Below are 17,852 nucleotides of genomic sequence, written 5' to 3'. Positions count from 1 at the left end.
CGCAGAGGTCCCGAAACATGAATGAAATCCTGAGCTTCTGGGCGCAATGGCTGCGCCCCTCGGCCGGGTTGCCCACGGTGCAATGGTCGCTGCTGCTCGCGGTGGCGGCCATGGTGGGCTATCTCACGCAGCGCCACACCGGCCTGCCCAAGGTGCTGGGCTACTCGCTGGTGGGCACCGCCGCCGGGCTCGCAGGCTTCAGCGGCGCCGTGTGGCCGCTGCAGGGTATCGGCCTGTTCCTGCTGGAGCTGGGGATCGCCCTGGTGCTCTTTGAATGCGGTGGCCGCATCCCGCTGCGCTGGTTCCGCCACAACCCCATGGTGCTGGTGCAGAGCATTGCCGAATCCGTGCTGACCTACTTTGCCGTGTACTGGGTGCTGGTGTGGCTGAACCTGCCCCCGCAGGTGGCCGGCCCGCTGGCGCTGGTGGCCCTGGCGGCATCGCCCGCCGTGCTCACGCGCGTGGTGGCGGACACCCGCGCGGCCGGCCCGGTGACGGAGCGCGCCATCGTGCTCACCACCCTGTCCACCCTGTATGCGCTGACGCTGGGCAGCGCGAAGGCCGAGCTGATCAACCGCCAGAGCCTCACCGTGGTGGAAACCGTGTACCCGGTGATCGTGGTGCTGGGCGTTTCCATCGTGGTGGCGGCCGTGCTGGCGCTGGTCTTGCGCATGGCGCTGCGCTTCATGAGCCCCACGAGCGAGAACACCTCGATGCTGTTCCTCGCGCTGGTGGCGGCGGGCACCGCCGTGGCGGCGCACATGGGCGGTTCGGCGCCGCTGGCGGCGCTGCTGGGCGGCATGCTGCTCAAGCAGCTCAACCCGCGCCCCTGGGCATGGCCGCGCCAGCTGGGCAATGCGTCCTCGCTGCTGACCATGCTGATGTTCGTGCTGGTGTCCACCGTGGCCGCCCAGGCGGACTGGAGCGCGCCGGTGGCGGGCGTCGTGCTGGCACTGATCGCCGTGCGCCTGCTGGCCAAGGCCACGGGTGTCGCCCTGGGCAACGTGGGCAGCGGCGCCAGCTGGAAGCAGGCCCTGTGGGTGGGCTGCGCCATGACGCCGATGTCGTCCATCGCGCTGCTGATTGCCTCGCAGTTCGTGCTCGCCTCGCCCTCCACGGGCCATGTGATCGCCGGCGTGGCGCTGCCCGCCATCCTGCTCATGGAAGTGCTGGGCGCCGTGATCGCCACCGTGGCCATCTACCGCGCGGGCGAGAGCTCTAAACCCTGGGCGCCACTGACGACCCGTGGCCACAACGGAGACACCCCATCGTGAGTCTTGAAGCCTTCAACCATTCCGAACCGCTGACGCTGGGCGTCGAACTGGAGCTGCAGCTCGTCAACACCAACGACTACGACCTGGCCCCCTATGCCGAGGACATGCTGCGCCTCATGAAGAAAACCCCGCTGCCCGGCAGCGTGGTGCCCGAGATGACGAACAGCATGATCGAGATCTCCACGGGCATCTGCCATTCCAGCAGCGAGGTGCTGGGCCAGCTCACGCCCATCCGCGACGCGCTGGTCAAAAGCGCCGACAAGCTCAACATCGCCGTGGTGGGCGGCGGCACGCACCCGTTTCAGCAATGGCACGAGCGGCGCATCTACGACAAGCCGCGCTTTCGCGAGCTGTCGGAGCTGTACGGCTACCTGTCCAAGCAGTTCACCATCTTCGGCCAGCACGTGCACATCGGCTGCCCCGATGCCAACGCCGCGCTGCTCATGCTGCACCGCATGTCGCGCTACATCCCGCACTTCATCGCGCTGTCGGCATCGAGCCCCTACGTGCAGGGACAGGACACGGCGTTCGACTCGGCGCGCCTGAACTCGGTGTTCGCGTTTCCGCTCTCGGGCCGCGCCCCGCTGGCGCTCACGTGGGAGGACTTCACCGCCTACTTCGACAAGATGACCCGCACCGGCGTGGTCAAGAGCATGAAGGACTTCTACTGGGACATCCGCCCCAAGCCCGAGTTCGGCACCATCGAGATCCGCGTGTTCGACACCCCGCTCACCATCGAGCGCGCCGCCGCGCTGGCGGGCTACGTGCAGTCGCTGGGCGCCTGGTTCCTGGCCGAGCAGCCCTTCATGCCCACCGAGGACGACTACCTGGTCTACACCTACAACCGCTTCCAGGCCTGCCGCTTCGGCATGGACGCGGTGTACGTGGACCCGGCCACGGGCGACCACATGCCGCTGCGCGAGCACATCCTCAAGACCATGGACAAGATCGCCGGCCACGCCGCCGTGCAAGGCGCATCGAGCGCCATGCACATGCTGCGCACCGAGGTCGAAGCGGGCCAGAACGATGCGCGCTGGCTGCGCGAGCGCCAGCGCGAGGAGCAACTGCTGGCCGAGGTCAGCCGCCAGGCGGCGCAGCGCTTTCGCGGCGCCACGGCCTGATCCTGCGCAGCCCCGCCGTCACGCCGGCAGCACCGCCAGCTGGCGCGAGCGCTGCGTGCGCCCGCCATGGCCCCAGTCGCTGGCGGGCAGCTCCCGCACCACCACGTAGCTGGCGGGGGCCAGCACGCCGTCCCCGGCCAGCTGGCGCTGCAGCTCCGCGAACGCCGCCTGGATGAAGGCGGCCTTCTCTTCCTGCGTGTTCGTGCCCTGCGTGATGCTGATCTCCAGCAACGCCGTGGGCTGTTCGGCCGGCGCACCGCCGATGTGCCAGCGCGCGGCGGGCAGGTCGTCGATGACCGCCGCCGTCACCTCGCGGCGCTTGCCCAGCAGGTCCACCGTGAGGTCCGTCAGCGCGCCGGCCAGTTGCCGGTAGCGTTCGGGGTTTTGCAGCGGGGCCAGTTTCAGAACGAGGGTTGGCATGGTGTTGTCTTCCTTTCTTGCGGGGTGGGAGCAGCAGGGGACGGCGTGTTCAGCCCGGCGCTGCGCAAAACCCAAAGGCCCGCGCGCGCCAGAGTGCGCGCCAGCCAGGCGTGGGCGTCACGAAGGGCCTGCTGGCGCAGCCGCAGCGCGTCGCGCCGGGCGCAATCGCGCAGCCTCTGGTACTCAGCGGGGTGCATGGGCTGGTGCATGGCGGTTCCTTTCGAGGGCTGTTTTGCAGGGCTTGAAGCCACTGTAGGCAGCCCCGGGCGCGGCGGAAACGGCCCACGGCGCAAGACCGTTTTGCGCGGATTGCAAGGCCCCGCCGTTACCATCGCCCCATGCGCGAGATCCGCTTTGAAGACATGCACCTGTTCGTGCGCGTGGCCGACCTGGGCTCGCTCTCGGCGGTGGCGCGCGAGCGCGGCGCGCCGGTGAGCCAGGTCTCGCGCACCCTGTCGCGCATCGAGCAAGCCTGCGGCGCGCGGCTGCTGCACCGCTCCACGCATGGCCTCGCGCCCACACCCGAGGGACTGACCTTCCTGGACTACTGCCGCCGCATCACGGGCACGCTCGACGAGCTGGAAGGCGAATTCGCCCACCAGAGCGGCCAGCCCCGTGGCTGGGTGCGCGTGGCGTCCAGCTCGGTCGTGGCCGAGCACCTGTTGATTCCGAGCTTTGACAGCCTGCAGCGGCAGCACCCGCAACTGCGCGTGGAGCTGCTGGTGGATGACCGCATGGCCGACATGGCGCGCGATGGCATCGACATCGCCATCCGCACCGGCCCCCCGCTGACCGACACCGTGGTGGCGCGCCCGCTGGGCACCTTGGCACGCGCCCTGTACGCCACGCCCGGCTACCTGCAGGCCCATGGCGCGCCAGAACACCCCGACGACCTGCACGCGCACCGCCTCATCGCCAACAGCGCGGTGGCTTTCCTGAACCATTGGCCCTTCCTCGTCGATGGAGAACCCCGCGTGCTGGTGGCCGAGGGCCACTGGCGCTCGGGCAGCACCGCCATCACGGCGCGCATGGCGCTGCAGGGCCTGGGCATTGCGCGCCTGGCCACGGTGGTGGCCGAGCCCCTCGTACGCCAGGGCCTGCTGGCGCCCGTGCTCGCCGACTGCGTGGACCTGCAGCCCAGCCCCATCCATGCCATCACCCTCACCCGCAGGCACCGGCTGCCCAAGATCCAGGCCTGCATCGACCACTGGGCGCGGTGGTTTGACCCGCGCTAGCGCACCACCATGCCACGCTCTTTTTTGCTGCCGCACATGTTTTCTGATTCTTGGCCCTCCCCGGCCCACCATCCACACCGCACACACCCCATGACCACAAGGCCCTGCCATGGGTGAGTTCGACCTGATCGCCCGCTACTTCACCCGCCCCGCGCGCCCCGGCGGCGCCGTGGCCCTGGGCGTGGGAGACGACTGCGCGCTGCTGGCGCCTGCGCCCGGCATGCAGCTGGCCATCTCCAGCGACATGCTGGTGGAGGGCCGCCACTTCTTTGCGGACGTGGACCCCGAGGCCCTGGGCCACAAGGCGCTGGCCGTGAACCTGTCGGACCTGGCGGCCTGTGGCGCGCGCCCGCTGGCGTTCACCCTCGCCCTGTCGTTGCCCCGGGTGGACGAGGCCTGGCTCGCGGGCTTCTCGCGCGGGCTGCTGGCGCTGGCCGACGCCCACGGCTGTGCGCTGGTGGGCGGCGACACCACGCAGGGCCCGCTCAATATCTGCATCACGGTATTTGGCGAGGTCCCCCCGGGCCAGGCCCTGCTGCGCAGCGGCGCACGGGCCGGCGACGACATCTATGTCAGCGGCACGCTGGGCGACGCCCGCCTGGCGCTGGAAGCCCTGCTGGGCCACGCCCCCCTGCCCGCCGGCGTGCTGGCCCGCGCGCGCCAGCGGCTGGAGCGCCCCACCCCGCGCGTGGCCCTGGGCCTGGCCCTGCGCGGGGTGGCCAGCAGCGCCATGGATGTGAGCGACGGGCTGCTGGGCGACCTGTCGCACATCCTCAAGGCCTCGGGCGTCGGGGCCCGCATCGACACGCACACTACTTCAAAAATGATAGCATACAGCGCTTACTCATCAAGCGCCAACGGCCAAATTGGCTTGGAATTGATCCACCAATGCACGCTGGCAGGCGGCGACGACTACGAGCTGGCCTTCACCGCCCCGCCCGCACGGCGTGACGCCGTGGCCGCCGCGTCGCAGGCCAGCGGCACGCCCGTCACCCGCATCGGCACCGTGCGGGCCGAGCCCGGACTGCAGCTGCTGGACGCGCAGGGCCAGCCCATGGACAACCGCTACGCCTCGTTCGACCATTTCCGGTGACTGGCCCCGGCGGCCGGCGGCCACTTTTTTTCGCGGACCATGAATCCTTTGGCGAAACCAGCGGCTCTTGGTGGGGGAGGCGCCCTGTGCTGGCACCTCCTTCAACCGACCAAGGAACCAATTCCCATGCTGTACCGCAAGAACATCACCCGCCCCGAAAGCCTGCTGCGCGTTGTGGGGGGCGTCGCCCTCATCGCTGCGGGGCTGTGGTGGCTGGCCGCATCCCCCTTGGGCCTGGCGCTGGCCGCCGCGGGCGTCGGCAGCATCCTGAGCGGCGCGTTGGGCTACTGCCCCGCCTGCGCCATGGTGGGCCGCAGGCCCGTGGAATGACATGAGACATTCCCCCCTCGAGTCGCTTCGCGCTCTCACGCTGCGCGCGGGCTGGGAGGCGCAGCCAGCGCGCCGGTCTCATGGGCTGCGGGTGGCGCAATGCACCGTGGAGAACTGAGAGGATGAGCCCGACCCAACCACTACCCACGCTCGCCCAGCTGCTGCCCGCGGCGCGCAGCGGCGACGCCGTGGCGATGGAGCAGCTGCTGCGCCTGACCCGCCCCGACATCCGCCGCTATGCGCTGCGCCACTGCGCGGCCACCACGGCCACCGACGACGTGGTGCAGGAGGCGCTCATCATCGTCTACCGCCGGGTGGGCGCGCTGCGCGAGGTGGCGGCGTTTGGCGGCTGGGTGGTGCGCATCGTGCAGCGGCTGTGCATGCGGCCCATGCTCGCGTGGCTCAAGGCCGAGCCCCTGGCGCAGGTGGAGGACACGCTGGCATGGTCGCACCGGCCCGACCACGAACTGCGCCACGACCTGGCCCTGGCCATCGACTCGCTGCCCCCCCTCTACCGCGACGCGCTGCTCCTGCGCGACTTCGAGGAGCTGACCATCGAGGAGATGGCCCAGCGCCTGGGCGTGACGCGCGAAGCGGCCAAGAGCCGCCTGCACCGCGCGCGGACCCTGGTGCGGGAGTACCTTTCCGCGCCCGCCAGCACCCCGGGGCCTTGAGGCCAGGCGCCAAAGCGGCCGCGCTGCGCAATAGTTCACGCGGCGCCCTGCGGGCTTTTGCAACGCCAGGCCCGCAGCGTGCAACATCACGCCCCATGGCCTACACCTACCTGTTCTTTCAACCCGCCCGGCTGCCGCTGCGCACGGAGGACCTCTCGCCCGACACCGTGCTGGTGCTGCGCGACATCGAGCACATCAAGGCATCGCTCGCCCAGGTGCTGCCGGGGCTGGAATGGGCCCTGCCCACCTGGGGCCATGCCACGGTGCTGGGCCACGGGGTGGAGTTCCACCTTCCCGAGAACGTCTCCGAAGGCCCGCTGGCCATGCATTGCTCGCTGCGCACCGACTACACCGCGTGGGTGCAGGCGCTGTGCGACACGCTGGGCTGGCTGGCCTTCGACGAAACGCCCATGTGCCTGCAGCCCCACGGGCCGCCCTTTCCCGCTTGACGCGCCGCGCGCGAAGCCCCGGTTCGACGCCGCCGCCCGGCGGGAACGGGAAGCCGCCCCGGCCCTCCAGCCAACCAGCCAGCCGGCAAACAGGCCTTCCTTGCGCGGCGACCGCCCCGCTCAGGCGCGCACGAACTGCGCCAGCGGCCGGCGCGGCGTGGCGGGCACCTCGCCCTGCGGGTAGCCGATGCGGCAGAACATCTGCACCGTGGCATCGTCCGCGCTGCGCGGCGCGGGCCGCCCCAGCACCAGCTGGTGCACGCGCTCGTAGTGCGGCGCCATCTCGGCGAACTCCTGCAGCGCCTGGCTCATGGGGTGCATGCCCACGCCCAGCGCCGTGGCCCGCAGCTGCAGGCGCGCGTAGGCCCGGCCCGCCTGGACCTGGTCGGCGCGCGTGTTACCGCCCGCGATCCACACAAAACCCATGGCCGTGCGGCTGTGGCCTTCGAAGCGGCCCATCGCGCTCTTGTAGGCCGCGCTGCCTTCGGCGGGCGGCGCCGTGCGGTCGAACATGCCCAGCGCCGCTACCGCCCGCACGAAGGGCGAGTTCAGGGAGATGCCGTCGCGGTGGCGCAGGATTTCGGAGGGGCCCACGCGCGTGAGGTGGATGCTCTCCATCATCGTGCGCGGGGTGAGCAGCTCGACCTGTGCGGATTCCCAGCACAGCGCGCGCAGCGGCCCCAGGCGGGCATCGTCCACCGTTCCCCCGGCCTGCAGCGGCGCCCCGGGGCGCTGGCTGGCCAGCAGCGCGGCCAGCACCTCGGGCGCCACGGGGCGGGCCGTGTCGAAGTCGCTCTTGGGCGTGCGGCGCTGCAGCACCTGCGCAAACAGCGGATCGGGCTGGCCCGCGGGCTGGAGGGTGACACGCGCCACGGGCCGGTCGTCCCAGGCGGTCAGCGCCTCGGGCAGCGGGCCCTGCGGCCACAGCTGCACCTCGCTGCCCGCGCCTTGCTGCGCCAATGCCAGCACCAGCAGCTCCAGGAACGCCCCGTGGCCGATCAGGATCTGTCGGCCCAGCGGGTCGGTGTGCGGCAGCACGCGCTCGCGGTCGGTGCGCAGGGTAATCACGCCGTCCTCGCGCAGGTCCACCACCCAGGGCTGCAGGTTGTGCGGGTTCGGCGCGGTGATGGCGTAGGCCACGGCGCGGCGGCGCACCTCGGTCTCGCCCACGGGGCCCTGCCAGGCCTCGACCGCCTCGGCGGGGTAGTGCGGGCCGGCCACGCCACACGCGGCCAGCGTGCCCGTGGCGGCGGCGATGGTGCCACCACCGGCCAATCGAATGAAGTTGCGGCGATGCATGGAGACGCTCCTTGGAGGGGTGAGAAAGGCAGACACGGGTCAGGCCAGCGCGGCACGGCGCGCCTGCGGCGCCAGCAGCCCCAGGTCGGCGAGCGCCTGGCGCACCGCCTGGTCGAAGGGCGTGTGGGGTTCATCGCCGATGAGCGCGCGCAGGCGCGTGTTGTCCAGCCGGTGCGGCATGCTCCACAGGTAGCGCATGGCCGCCAGCGCGGCGAACGTGGGCGCCACGGCGCCCGCGATGCGCAGCAGCGGCCAGGGCAGCCGCCCTACCCGCAGCGCGCCGGCATCGGGCAGCCAGCCCTGTTCCGCGGCAATGGCCGTGAAGCTGTGCAGCCATTGCCGGGCGCTGGCGTGGTGCCCCGCGAAATGCAGGCATTCAAAGGCGGCCAGGCGATGCCGCTCCTGGGCCACGCGCACGAAGGCACGCGCCAGGTCGGGCAGGTAGGCCCAGGGCGTGGCCACGTCCAGCGGGCCGGGCCAGGTGATGCGGCCCCGGGGCAGCTCCCTGGCGATGGCCTGGTCGAGCCAGCTGCCCGTGCCGCTGCCAAAGAAGTCGCCCGCGCGCACCACCACCGCCCGCAGTCCGCCGTCCCGCGTGGCGGCGGCCAGGCGCTGCTCGAGCTGCACGCGCAGGCGGCCCTTGAAGCCGGTGGCGGCCTGGGGCGTGTCCTCGCGCAGCACGGCGGGCATGCCCTCGCCGAAGTTGTAGACGTTCCCGGGCAGCATGAGCGTGGCGCCCAGCGTGCGCGTGACGGCGACCGCCGCCTCCATGAGGGCGGGCGCCTCGTCGCGCCAGGCCTTGTGCGTGTAGGCCGGGTTGAGCGCATGCACCACCACCTGGGCGCCCCGGGCCTGCGCCGCCAGCGCGGGGGTGTCCTGCACCGCCGCGGGCAGCCACCACACGCCGGGGATGGCCGGCAGCGCCGCTCCCTGGGCGCCCGGCCGCACCTGCGCCAGCACCTGCCAGCCCGCCTGGGCGAAAGCGCGGGCGGCGGCCTGCCCCAGGCGGCCCCGGCCTCCAAGGATCAGCACGGTGGAAGCCGCCGGGGCGGCGGTGCTGGGCGTGGCGCTGGTGGTCATTGGGGGCCTTTGTGAAAAGAAGGAATGGGGTGATTGTGGAAATGCGCGGCGAACTACACAATTGCCTAACTTTTCATATCAGCAATTCATTTTTGAATAGCAAGGCCCGCAGAAACCGGAGCACGCCGCCGCCCCATGAATCAGACCTTCGACTGGAGCCTGGTGCAGTCCTTCCTGGCCGCGCTCGACCAGGGCAGCCTGCTGGGCGCGGCGCGCGTGCTGAACGCGAGCCAGCCCACCATCGGCCGCCACATCGCCGAGCTGGAGGCACAGCTGGGCGTGGTGCTGTTCGAGCGCACCGGGCGCGGGCTGCTGCCCACGGCCACGGCGCTCCAGCTGGCCGAATCGGCGCGCGCGATGGAGGCCGGCGCGCACCAGCTCGCGCGCAGCGTGTCGGGCGCGCAGGCCGGGGTGAGCGGCACCGTGCGCATCACCGCCAGCCAGCCCGTGGCCTGCGCGCTGCTGCCCCCCGTGCTCGCGCGCATGCGGCAGGCACTGCCCGAGGTGCAGGTGGAGCTGGTGGCCAGCAACGAGGTCACCAACCTGCTGCGCCGCGAGGCCGACATCGCGCTGCGCATGGTGCGCCCCAGCCAGGCCAGCCTGGTGGCCAGGCGCATCGGGGCGGTGACCCTGGGCGCCTACGCCCACCGCGACTACCTGCGCCGCAAGGGCGTGCCGCGCCAGCCGGCCGACCTGCTTCAGCACGAGCTGATCGGCAACGACCGGCACGAGGACATTCCGCAGGGCTTCGCGGCCATGGGCTACCCGGTGGAACGCCAGCATTTCGCCTTCCGCACCGACGATCTCATGGCCTACTGGGCGGCCGTGCGCGCGGGACTGGGCATCGGCTTCGTCGGCCGCTACCTGGCCCGCACCGATCCCGAGGTGGTGGCCGTGCTGCCCCTGCTGCCCCTGCCCGAGCTGCCCATCTGGCTCACGGTCCACCGCGAGATCCGCACCAGCAGCAGAATCCGCGCCGTGTATGACTTCCTGGCGCACGAGGTCCCGGGGATGCTGTGAGCATCCGGCAACGCCACACGGCTGCTAGCATCCCATTTCCGTTTGTCCACCGCGCCCGAGGAACCCCGTGATCCACTTCCCCATCGCCCTGCGCTTGCGCGCTCCACGCCCGCTGCGGCACGCGTGCCTGGCCGGCCTGGCCGTGCTGTGCAACGTGGCCCCGGCGGCCCTGGCCCAGGACACCTCGCGCATCACGCGCGTCACTGTCTATCCGGGCAGCGCCACCGTGGAGCGGGTGGCCAAGGTGCCCGCCGGCGCGCGCAGCCTCACGCTGGCCTGCCTGCCCGCGTCGCTGGATGCGCAAAGCCTGCAGATCAACGCTGACCCCGGCGTGCGGGTGGGCGAGTTCAATGTGCTCACCGAAGACCGCGATGTGGTGGCCGCCTGCGCCAGCCCCCTGGACGGCCGCATCCGCGAGCTGGAGGACCAGATCGCCGGCGTGAAGGCCGAGGCCTCGGCGCTGCAGCTGGTGGACAGCTACCTGCGCGGCGTGGCCCACGCGGGGCCCGCCCCCGGCGATGCGGCGGCGGCGGGCCGCACCGGCGGCCTCGCCCCCGCACCCGCGCAGATCACCGCGACGGCCGAGGTGCTGCGCAAGTCCGGGCAGGACAGCTTTGCGCGCGCGCACCAGCTCCAGCGCAAGCAGGAATCGCTGGAACTGGCGCTCAAGCCCCTGGTGGCCGAGCGCGAGCGCGTGGCCAGCCAGCGCGCGCGGGTGGTGTCCGTCACCATCAACCTCGCCACCGAGCGCGAGGCCGAGCTGCGCCTGTCCTACCAGGTGCGCGGCCCGGGCTGGCAGCCCACCTACCGCGCCACGCTGGACGCCGGCCAAGCCAAGGTGCTGGTCGAGCGCCAGGCGCTGGTGGCGCAAAACAGCGGCGAGGACTGGGGCAACGTGCAGCTGACCCTTTCCACCGGCCAGCCCGGCCGCGCCACCCAGGGCCGCCTGCCGCGCGCCTGGACGCTGGACGTGGCACCGCCGCCGCAGCCCGTGGCCGCGGCGGCCCCCATGATGGCCATGGCCCCGCCCGCCCCCGCGCCCGCGGCCCGCGCGCGCAATGTGGCCGAGGAGGCCATGCCCACGTTCGACGTGAGCGCCACCGACAAGGGTTTCGCCACCGAATTCGCGGTGCCGCAGCGCATCACCGTGCCATCGAGCGGCCAGCGCGTGACGCTGGCGCTGGGCAGCCACGCCGCGCCCGCCACGCTGATCACCCGCACGGCCCCCGCCGTGGAAGAAGCCGCCTACCTGGTGGCCGACATCGCCCAGCCGCCCGGCGTGTGGCCCGCGGGCCCGGCGGGCCTGTACCGCGACGGCGCGTTCGTGGGCAGCGGGCGCATCGACTTCGGCACGCCCAGCCCGGGCGCTCCGGCGGGCAGCACCAGCCTGTCGTTCGGCCGCGATGAACTGGTCACGGTGCGGGCCGAGCCCGCGCAGGACCTGACCGGCAGCACGGGCTTCACCGGCTCGCGCACCGAGCGCAAGACCCGCCGCGCCTACAGCGTGGAAAACCGCCACAAGACCGGCATCACGCTGCAGGTGCTGCATGCCGCGCCGGTCTCGCGCAACGAGAAGATCGAGGTCGAATCGCGCTACCAGCCCCAGCCCGCCGACATGGCCTGGAACCGCACGCCCGGCACCGTGGCCTGGCAGCAGGCCCTGGGCGCGGGCGCCACGGCGCAGTTCAGCGCCGAGCACACGATCCGGTATCCCAAGGATGTGGAGCTGCAAGAGCGCCAGTAAATGATGAGCCCCCCCCTGAGGCGCCTCGCGCCGTCACCCCTCTCTCGCTGCGCGGGAAGGGGACGCACCCGGTGGCCTGGCAAAGCCAGTTTCACAGGTACGCTGGCCTTGTGCGCGCCAGCTCCATACGCCGTGGGTTGCACGAAGCACCGTTGATTGTTGATATGACCCCCAGCTCTCCTTCCGCCCACACACCCGCCCCCCGGCGCCCCACCGTGGCGTTCATGTTTTCTCACCCGGCCCACTTCATCGCCCTGGGTTTTGGCGCCGGGCTGTCGCGCGTGGCGCCGGGCACCGTGGGCACGCTGTGGGCCTGGCTGAGCTACCTGGTGCTGCAGCAATGGCTGTCGCCCCGGCACATGGGCCTGCTGATTGCAGGGAGCACCGTGGTGGGCTGGTGGGCCTGCACCACCACCGCCCGCAACATGGCAGTGGCCGACCCCGGCAGCATCGTGTGGGACGAGATCGTGGCCTTCTGGCTGGTGCTCTGGCTGGCCATGCCCATGGGCTGGTGGGGGCAGCTCGCGGCATTCGCGCTGTTCCGCTTCTTCGATGCCGCCAAGCCCGGCCCCGTGGGCTGGGCCGACAGCCTGTTCAAGGGCTTTGGCTGGCGCGGCGGCTGGGGTATCTTGTGGGACGACTTTGTGGCAGCCTTCTGCACGCTGCTGGCCATTGCACTGTGGAGGTTCCTATGACAACCGCATCGCTATCGAATGAAGAGCTGCTGGCGCTTGATACATCAGCGCTGGAGGCCAATTTGACGCAAATTTCCCTGCGGCTGCTGAAACACAGCCACCTGCTGGCCACCGCCGAGAGTTGCTCGGGCGGCATGATCGCGGCGGCCTGCACCGACCTGGCGGGCTCCAGCCAGTGGTTCGAGCGTGGTTTTGTCACCTACTCCAACACCGCCAAGGTCGACATGCTGGGTGTGCCCGCCGCCCTGATCGAACAGGACGGCGCCGTGAGCGAGTCCGTGGCCCGCGCCATGGCCGACGGAGCGCTCACCCATTCGCAGGCGCAGGTCAGCCTGGCCGTGACGGGCGTGGCCGGCCCCACGGGCGGCAGCGACGCCAAGCCCGTGGGCACGGTGTGGTTTGCCTGGTGCGTGAATGGCGAAACCCACAGCGAGATGCAGCACTTTGCGGGCGACCGCGCCGCCATCCGCACGGCCACGGTGCGCTATGCGCTGCAGCGGCTGCTGGCCTGGTTGCCCGCCTGAGGCGGCGTTGCCTTGCGCCGTCTCACGCCGTTGATTCGCGTTGCCGCGGTACCGCACTGCCTGCGGCTTCCGCTTGGGCTATACGGTTGAACGCACATCCGCACGAGACGGCGCCCGCAGGCGGGTCGGCCTATGCGCGGCCGCGAAAAACACCGCGCCGCCTTGCAGGGATCGCTGCCAGCCCGAGCAGACCTGCCAGCAGCACCAGCCCCCACGACGAAAGCGTGGGCACGGCCATGGCCGCCCCCAGAGCCACGGCAAACACCCCCGACAGCAGGCCCAGGTTCTGCGGATTGCCGTGGGCGTCGCGCGCTCCCGTCACCTGCACGTCGACCGCCGGGAGCACCAGATTGCCCGCGCCCACGGTGAAGCTCTGCACGTAGTGCGTGCTGTCCGTCCAGCTGCCGCCCGTGGGCGTCAGTACGGCAGCCAGCCCCGGCTGGTTGGGGAAGCTCAACACCGGCGTGCTGGCGGTGTCCATGGGTTCGCTGAAAGTGATCGTCAGCGTGAAGAGCTCCCCGGCGCGCAGAATGCTGCCGCCCCGCTGCGTGGTCAGGTCGCTGCGCAATACGGCGGTGCTGGGCGCGACCGCCAGGACGCTGGGGTTCCTGGTGTCGATGCTGAACACGCCCGTGAGTTCGAAATCGGTGTTCTTGTTGTCGGGGTCGTCCTTGCGCCCCACGCCGCCGGCGATCAGCACGTTGATGCTGTCGAACTGCTCGTCGCCATCGGCAATCGTCCAGGTCACTATGTAGCGGTTGCGGTTCGCCCATGTGGATGTGACATTGCCGAGCGTGAGCGGCGTGCCACCCGTGTTGGTGAACACCAGGTTCGTGCACAGATAGTTGAGCGGCACCCCATTGGGGCACCCGCCATAGTCGCTGGCAATGTCATACCGGATAACGAATGTGACGGTTTTCCCGATGTCGGCGTCGGTGAGGACATGGCCGCTGCCGGCCGGGTGCACCAGGATGCCGCCATCGACGACACCCTTCATGTCGACGACATGCGGGGGAGGGATGTAGAGAATCTCGAACACGTCGGCCTGAAAGCCGGGGGACTGGACCGCGCCCACGGCGTCCTTCGCGCCGCTGACCGCCACGTCCACCGGGCTGATGTTCACGACCATGCTGGCGGTGCCATAGTTCTGCCGGAACGTCGTGGCATCGAGCCAGGTCGAGGTGGTGGGCACCAGAAACGCCCCGGGGTCTTCACCCGCCGTGGGAAACGAGATGACCGGAGTGACGGCGGTGTCCATGGCGACGTCGTAGGTCACCGTCAAATGAAAGGCGTCACCGCCCGACACCGGGGAGTCGCTGGGCACGACCGATACCATCGCCGGAGCCGCCAGCACAAACGGTGCCGCCAGGCACAGGCACCACGGCAGCAGCAGCCGTGCCATCAGCCGGCCCCGCCCCCTTGAAATCACGCCCACCCCAAGCCCCGCCCCGCCTGTACAGGCCATCTCTGTCGTACCCACAACCATTCCTTTTTCGGCCCACAGGGCCTGTTTCTTTTTTTGCGCCGAGCACCTTGCCGAACCACCGGTGGAATTCAGAACCTGCGAGGAAAAACCCGGTGCCACGCGGGGCTGCCGCGCACCGCGCCCCAGGCTGCTGCCGGCTGCATGCGGACACCCCGGGGTGCCACCGCGCGCGCCGGCCGCCAGTGTAACTTTACGTAAGCAAAGACGATCCGGCGGCGGCCCGGGGCGCGAGGTGGGGCACCCGGTCGCCAACGCGCCCCTCGCGCGCACCCATCACCGCGTCCACCGTCAGCGCGCTCTTGCGCTGCAGCGCTGCGGTGTAGCATGGGCGCACCTCATTCGCGGCGCACACCATGCACTGGTTCCAAGGATTCAACACCCAACGTATCGCCACGGGCGGGGCAGATATCTTTGTGCGCACGGGCGGCAACGCCGAGGGGCCGCCGCTCTTGCTGCTGCACGGGTTTCCGCAAACGCATGCGCTGTGGCACCGCGTGGCGCAGCAACTGCAGCACGACTACTTTTTGGTGATGCCCGATTTGCGCGGCTATGGCGACTCGTCGCACGCTCCCGGCCTGCCCGGCCACGCCAACTACAGCAAACGCGCGATGGCGCAGGACATGGCCGAGGTCATGACGGCGCTGGGCCATGAGGCGTTCTTCCTGTGCGGCCACGACCGGGGCGGCCGCGTGGCGCACCGCCTGGCGCTGGACCACGCGGCGCGCGTGCGCAGGCTGTGCGTGATCGACATCGCGCCCACGCTCGACATGTACGCCCGCACCGACATGGATTTCGCGCGGGCCTACTACCACTGGTTCCACCTGATCCAGCCCGCGCCGCTGCCCGAGACCATGATCGGCGGCAACGCGCGCGCCTACCTGCACGCCAAGCTGGGCGGCTGGGGCAGCGCGGGCCTGGCCCACATCGAACCCCAGGCCCTGGCCGACTACGAGCGCTGCTTTTGCACGCCCGAGGCCATCCACACCGCGTGCGAGGACTACCGCGCCAGCGCGGGCATCGACCTGGACCACGACCGCACGGGCCGCGCGCAGGGCGAGAAGATCGCCTGCGACACGCTGGTGCTGTGGGGCGAGCACGGCGTGGTGCACCGGCTGTTCGATCCGCTGGCGCTGTGGCAGGCGCAGTGCGCGGGCGCCGTGACCGGCCAGGCCGTGCCCGCCGGGCACTTCATCCCCGAGCAATTGCCCGAGGCCACGGCCGGCGCGCTGCGCGCCTTCATGCGCTGACGGCGCGGGCCCGGGCCGGCACGGACCACAATCGCCGCGGCAGGCGTGCATTTGTTCACGCAGGCCCCGGCCGGCGCCTGCCGCCGGGCACGCGCAGGGGCTCCGGCGTTCCTAGAATCCGCCGCTTCGCAGCTGCGGAATCCGTTGCGAAGGCCTGTGCGCAGGCACCCCGTTTTCCGCAGCGCCCCCCCAAAACAAGCCCTGCCGATTGCGCGACCATGCCCCCTTTCACCGCCACCCAGAACCAACTGCTCACCGAGCACCTGCGCAGCTTTCTGCACGGCATCGAGCCCGAGGCGCTGGAGCTGCTGCGGGCCCACCTGGAATGGGTGGAGGTGCCCGGCGGCAGCACGCTGATGGCGCAGGGCGAGCCGGGCGAATCGATGTACCTCACGGTGAGCGGCCGCCTGCGCGCCTATGTGCGTGGCGACGACGGCCACCAGCGCCGCGTGGCCGACATGGGGCGCGGCCAGGTGATCGGCGAGATCAGCCTGTTCACCGATGCCCCCCGCGCCGCGACCGTGGTGGCCGTGCGCGACTCGGTGCTGGTGCGCCTGACCAAGGACGTGTTCAAGACCCTGCTGGCCAGCAGCGCGCAGGTGTCCATCGCGCTCACGCGCCAGATCATCCAGCGCCTGCAATCCGGGACGGCCGCCAACGTGGCCGCGCTGGAGCGCCCCGTGGCCATGGGGCTGCTGCCGATCAGCGCCGGGGTGGACCTGCAGGGCTTCGGCCAGGGCATGGCACGCCAGCTGGGCCTCATCGGCCGCGTGCGCGTGGTGGATTCCGCCACGGTGGACGCCGAACTGCGCGAGGCCGGCATCGCGCAGCGCGAGGGCGCCGACGCCACGGCCAACCGGCGCATCGCCATGCTGCTCGACGAGATCGAGGCGCGCAACGACTTCGTGCTGCTGGTGGCCGACCCCGAGCCCACGCCCTGGACCCGCCGCGTGAGCCGCCACTGCGACGAGCTGCTGCTGCTGGCCGACGCGCAGGCCGAGCCCGCCCTCCACGCCATCGAGGAGCAGTGCCTGCTGCGCCGCGCGCCGCTGGCCGAGGCCGCCGAGATCCTGGTGCTGCTGCACCCGGCCGGCACCCGGTGCCCGCAAGGCACCCAGCGCTGGCTGGACCGCCGCCCCGTGGCCGACCATCTGCACGTGCGCCCCGCCCTCGACCGCGACATGGCGCGCCTGGCCCGCATCCAGAGCCGCACGGCCGTGGGCCTGGTGCTGGCCGGTGGCGGCGCGCGCGGCTTCGCGCACTTGGGCGTCTACCGCGCGCTGCAGGAAGAAGGCGTGGAGATCGATTGTGTGGGCGGCACCAGCATCGGTTCGGTGATGGCGGCGTACGTCGCCTCCGACCAGCCGCTGGAGGCCGTGATGGCCAATGCGCGCGAGGCCTTTCGCACCAACCCCACGGGCGACTTCAACCTGCTGCCGCTGCTGTCGCTCATCAAGGGCCGGCGCCTGCGCCACATCCTGCACGCGGCCGTGGAGCGGCTGGTGGGCTTCCCCGCGCAGATCGAGGACCTGTGGAAGAACTACTACTGCGTGGCCACCAACTACTCCAAGGCAAGCGAGCAGGTCGTGCGCCGGGGCAGCCTGGTGAAGTCGCTGCTGGCCAGCATCTCCATTCCCGGCGCGCTGCCGCCCGTGGTGCACGAGGGCGACCTGCTGTGCGACGGCGGCACGTTCAACAACTTTCCGGTGGACGTGATGCGCGGCATGCGCGGCGTGGGCACGGTGATCGGCGTGGACCTGAACTTCAGGAAGCCCCGGCGCATCGACCTGGACGACGTGCCCACGAGCTGGGCCCTGCTGCGCGACAAGCTGCGGCCGCGCGCCAAGCGGCGCTACCGGCTGCCGTCGCTGGCGAGCTACCTGATGAACGTGACCATCCTGTACAGCATGTCGCGCCAGCGCCAGTCGCAGCAGCTCACCGACCTGTACTTCAACCCGCCCATGGACCGCGTGGGCATGCTGCAGTGGAACCGCTTCGAGCAGATCGTGCAGCAGGGCTATGCGCACGGTACCGAGGTGCTCGACGCGCTGGATGCCGTGCGCCGCCAGCGCATCGGCGGGCTGCGGGCGGCCTGAGAAGCAGCCCGCGCGGTGCGCGGGTTTCAAATCAAAAAAGGCCGTGGCGCCTGCGTGACAAGCGC

17 protein-coding genes are annotated in these 17,852 nt (G+C 71.0%); 13 read left to right on the top strand and 4 right to left on the bottom strand.

Translation table 11 applies throughout. The features are described 5' to 3' along the window. The first annotated feature begins 17 nt into the window (after positions 1-17). Entirely contained in the window at positions 18-1,274 is a 1,257-nt protein-coding gene (locus KW843_RS19245) for a cation:proton antiporter (protein ID WP_218296779.1), read from the top strand. Beyond that, entirely contained in the window at positions 1,271-2,395 is a 1,125-nt protein-coding gene (locus KW843_RS19240; RefSeq protein WP_218296778.1) for a YbdK family carboxylate-amine ligase, read from the top strand. The genes KW843_RS19245 and KW843_RS19240 overlap by 4 nt, the downstream gene beginning before the upstream one ends. Positions 2,396-2,413: 18 nt before the next feature. Here the strand turns inward: KW843_RS19240 and KW843_RS19235 are convergent, their stop codons facing one another. After that, a complete protein-coding gene (locus KW843_RS19235) occupies positions 2,414-2,815 on the bottom strand; it encodes a tautomerase family protein (RefSeq protein ID WP_218296777.1) in 402 nt (133 codons plus the stop codon). A 338-nt stretch (positions 2,816-3,153) separates the two neighbouring features. On the opposite strand from KW843_RS19235, the gene KW843_RS19230 reads away from it, so the two are divergent. The 5 genes from KW843_RS19230 to KW843_RS19210 all read left to right on the top strand — a co-directional run bounded on the left by KW843_RS19230 (position 3,154) and on the right by KW843_RS19210 (position 6,596). After that, positions 3,154-4,050 (top strand): LysR family transcriptional regulator, encoded by an 897-nt coding sequence (locus KW843_RS19230; protein ID WP_218296776.1) that lies wholly within the window; start codon positions 3,154-3,156, stop codon positions 4,048-4,050. 109 nt (positions 4,051-4,159) lie between these two features. Then, the gene (gene thiL / locus KW843_RS19225) at positions 4,160-5,143 is read left to right on the top strand and encodes a thiamine-phosphate kinase (protein ID WP_218296775.1); all 984 of its coding nucleotides are present in this window, start codon (positions 4,160-4,162) and stop codon (positions 5,141-5,143) included. A 126-nt stretch (positions 5,144-5,269) separates the two neighbouring features. Then, positions 5,270-5,473 carry a DUF2892 domain-containing protein gene (locus KW843_RS19220; RefSeq protein ID WP_218296774.1) on the top strand — a complete coding sequence of 68 codons (204 nt, stop codon included), beginning with the start codon at positions 5,270-5,272 and terminating at the stop codon, positions 5,471-5,473. A 122-nt stretch (positions 5,474-5,595) separates the two neighbouring features. Next, positions 5,596-6,147, top strand: a complete 552-nt coding sequence (locus tag KW843_RS19215; RefSeq protein WP_218296773.1) for an RNA polymerase sigma factor — start codon at positions 5,596-5,598, stop codon at positions 6,145-6,147. 95 nt (positions 6,148-6,242) lie between these two features. After that, positions 6,243-6,596, top strand: a complete 354-nt coding sequence (locus tag KW843_RS19210) for a hypothetical protein (RefSeq protein WP_218296772.1) — start codon at positions 6,243-6,245, stop codon at positions 6,594-6,596. A gap of 120 nt (positions 6,597-6,716) precedes the next feature. On the opposite strand, the gene KW843_RS19205 is transcribed toward KW843_RS19210, so the two are convergent. Beyond that, entirely contained in the window at positions 6,717-7,895 is a 1,179-nt protein-coding gene (locus KW843_RS19205) for a twin-arginine translocation pathway signal protein (protein ID WP_218296771.1), read from the bottom strand. Between the two features lie 39 nt (positions 7,896-7,934). Beyond that, positions 7,935-8,975 carry an NAD-dependent epimerase/dehydratase family protein gene (locus tag KW843_RS19200; protein ID WP_218296770.1) on the bottom strand — a complete coding sequence of 347 codons (1,041 nt, stop codon included), beginning with the start codon at positions 8,973-8,975 and terminating at the stop codon, positions 7,935-7,937. A gap of 135 nt (positions 8,976-9,110) precedes the next feature. Between KW843_RS19200 and KW843_RS19195 the strand changes: the two genes are divergently transcribed. The 4 genes from KW843_RS19195 to KW843_RS19180 all read left to right on the top strand — a co-directional run bounded on the left by KW843_RS19195 (position 9,111) and on the right by KW843_RS19180 (position 12,958). Next, complete coding sequence (locus KW843_RS19195; RefSeq protein ID WP_218296769.1) at positions 9,111-9,995, top strand: LysR family transcriptional regulator; 885 nt, start codon at positions 9,111-9,113, stop codon at positions 9,993-9,995. Between the two features lie 67 nt (positions 9,996-10,062). Next, complete coding sequence (locus KW843_RS19190) at positions 10,063-11,739, top strand: DUF4139 domain-containing protein (protein ID WP_369643602.1); 1,677 nt, start codon at positions 10,063-10,065, stop codon at positions 11,737-11,739. 164 nt (positions 11,740-11,903) lie between these two features. Then, positions 11,904-12,434, top strand: a complete 531-nt coding sequence (locus KW843_RS19185) for a phosphatidylglycerophosphatase A (RefSeq protein WP_218296768.1) — start codon at positions 11,904-11,906, stop codon at positions 12,432-12,434. Next, positions 12,431-12,958, top strand: a complete 528-nt coding sequence (locus KW843_RS19180) for a CinA family protein (protein WP_218296767.1) — start codon at positions 12,431-12,433, stop codon at positions 12,956-12,958. Before KW843_RS19185 ends, KW843_RS19180 begins: the two co-directional genes overlap by 4 nt. Before the next feature lie 130 nt (positions 12,959-13,088). Here the strand turns inward: KW843_RS19180 and KW843_RS19175 are convergent, their stop codons facing one another. Further along, positions 13,089-14,360: an IPTL-CTERM sorting domain-containing protein gene (locus tag KW843_RS19175; RefSeq protein WP_255594826.1), complete on the bottom strand. Its 1,272-nt coding sequence runs from the start codon at positions 14,358-14,360 to the stop codon at positions 13,089-13,091. Between the two features lie 437 nt (positions 14,361-14,797). On the opposite strand from KW843_RS19175, the gene KW843_RS19170 reads away from it, so the two are divergent. Both KW843_RS19170 and KW843_RS19165 read left to right on the top strand, forming a co-directional pair. Then, positions 14,798-15,691 carry an alpha/beta fold hydrolase gene (locus KW843_RS19170; protein WP_218296766.1) on the top strand — a complete coding sequence of 298 codons (894 nt, stop codon included), beginning with the start codon at positions 14,798-14,800 and terminating at the stop codon, positions 15,689-15,691. A 218-nt stretch (positions 15,692-15,909) separates the two neighbouring features. After that, on the top strand, positions 15,910-17,787 hold the full coding sequence (locus KW843_RS19165; protein WP_218296765.1) for a cyclic nucleotide-binding and patatin-like phospholipase domain-containing protein: 1,878 nt from the start codon (positions 15,910-15,912) through the stop codon (positions 17,785-17,787). Positions 17,788-17,852 lie beyond the last annotated feature (65 nt).

It is taken from the genome of Acidovorax sp. sif1233 (assembly GCF_019218755.1).
GTDB lineage: Bacteria > Pseudomonadota > Gammaproteobacteria > Burkholderiales > Burkholderiaceae_C > Acidovorax.
This window is presented reverse-complemented; position numbering and strand designations above follow the sequence as displayed.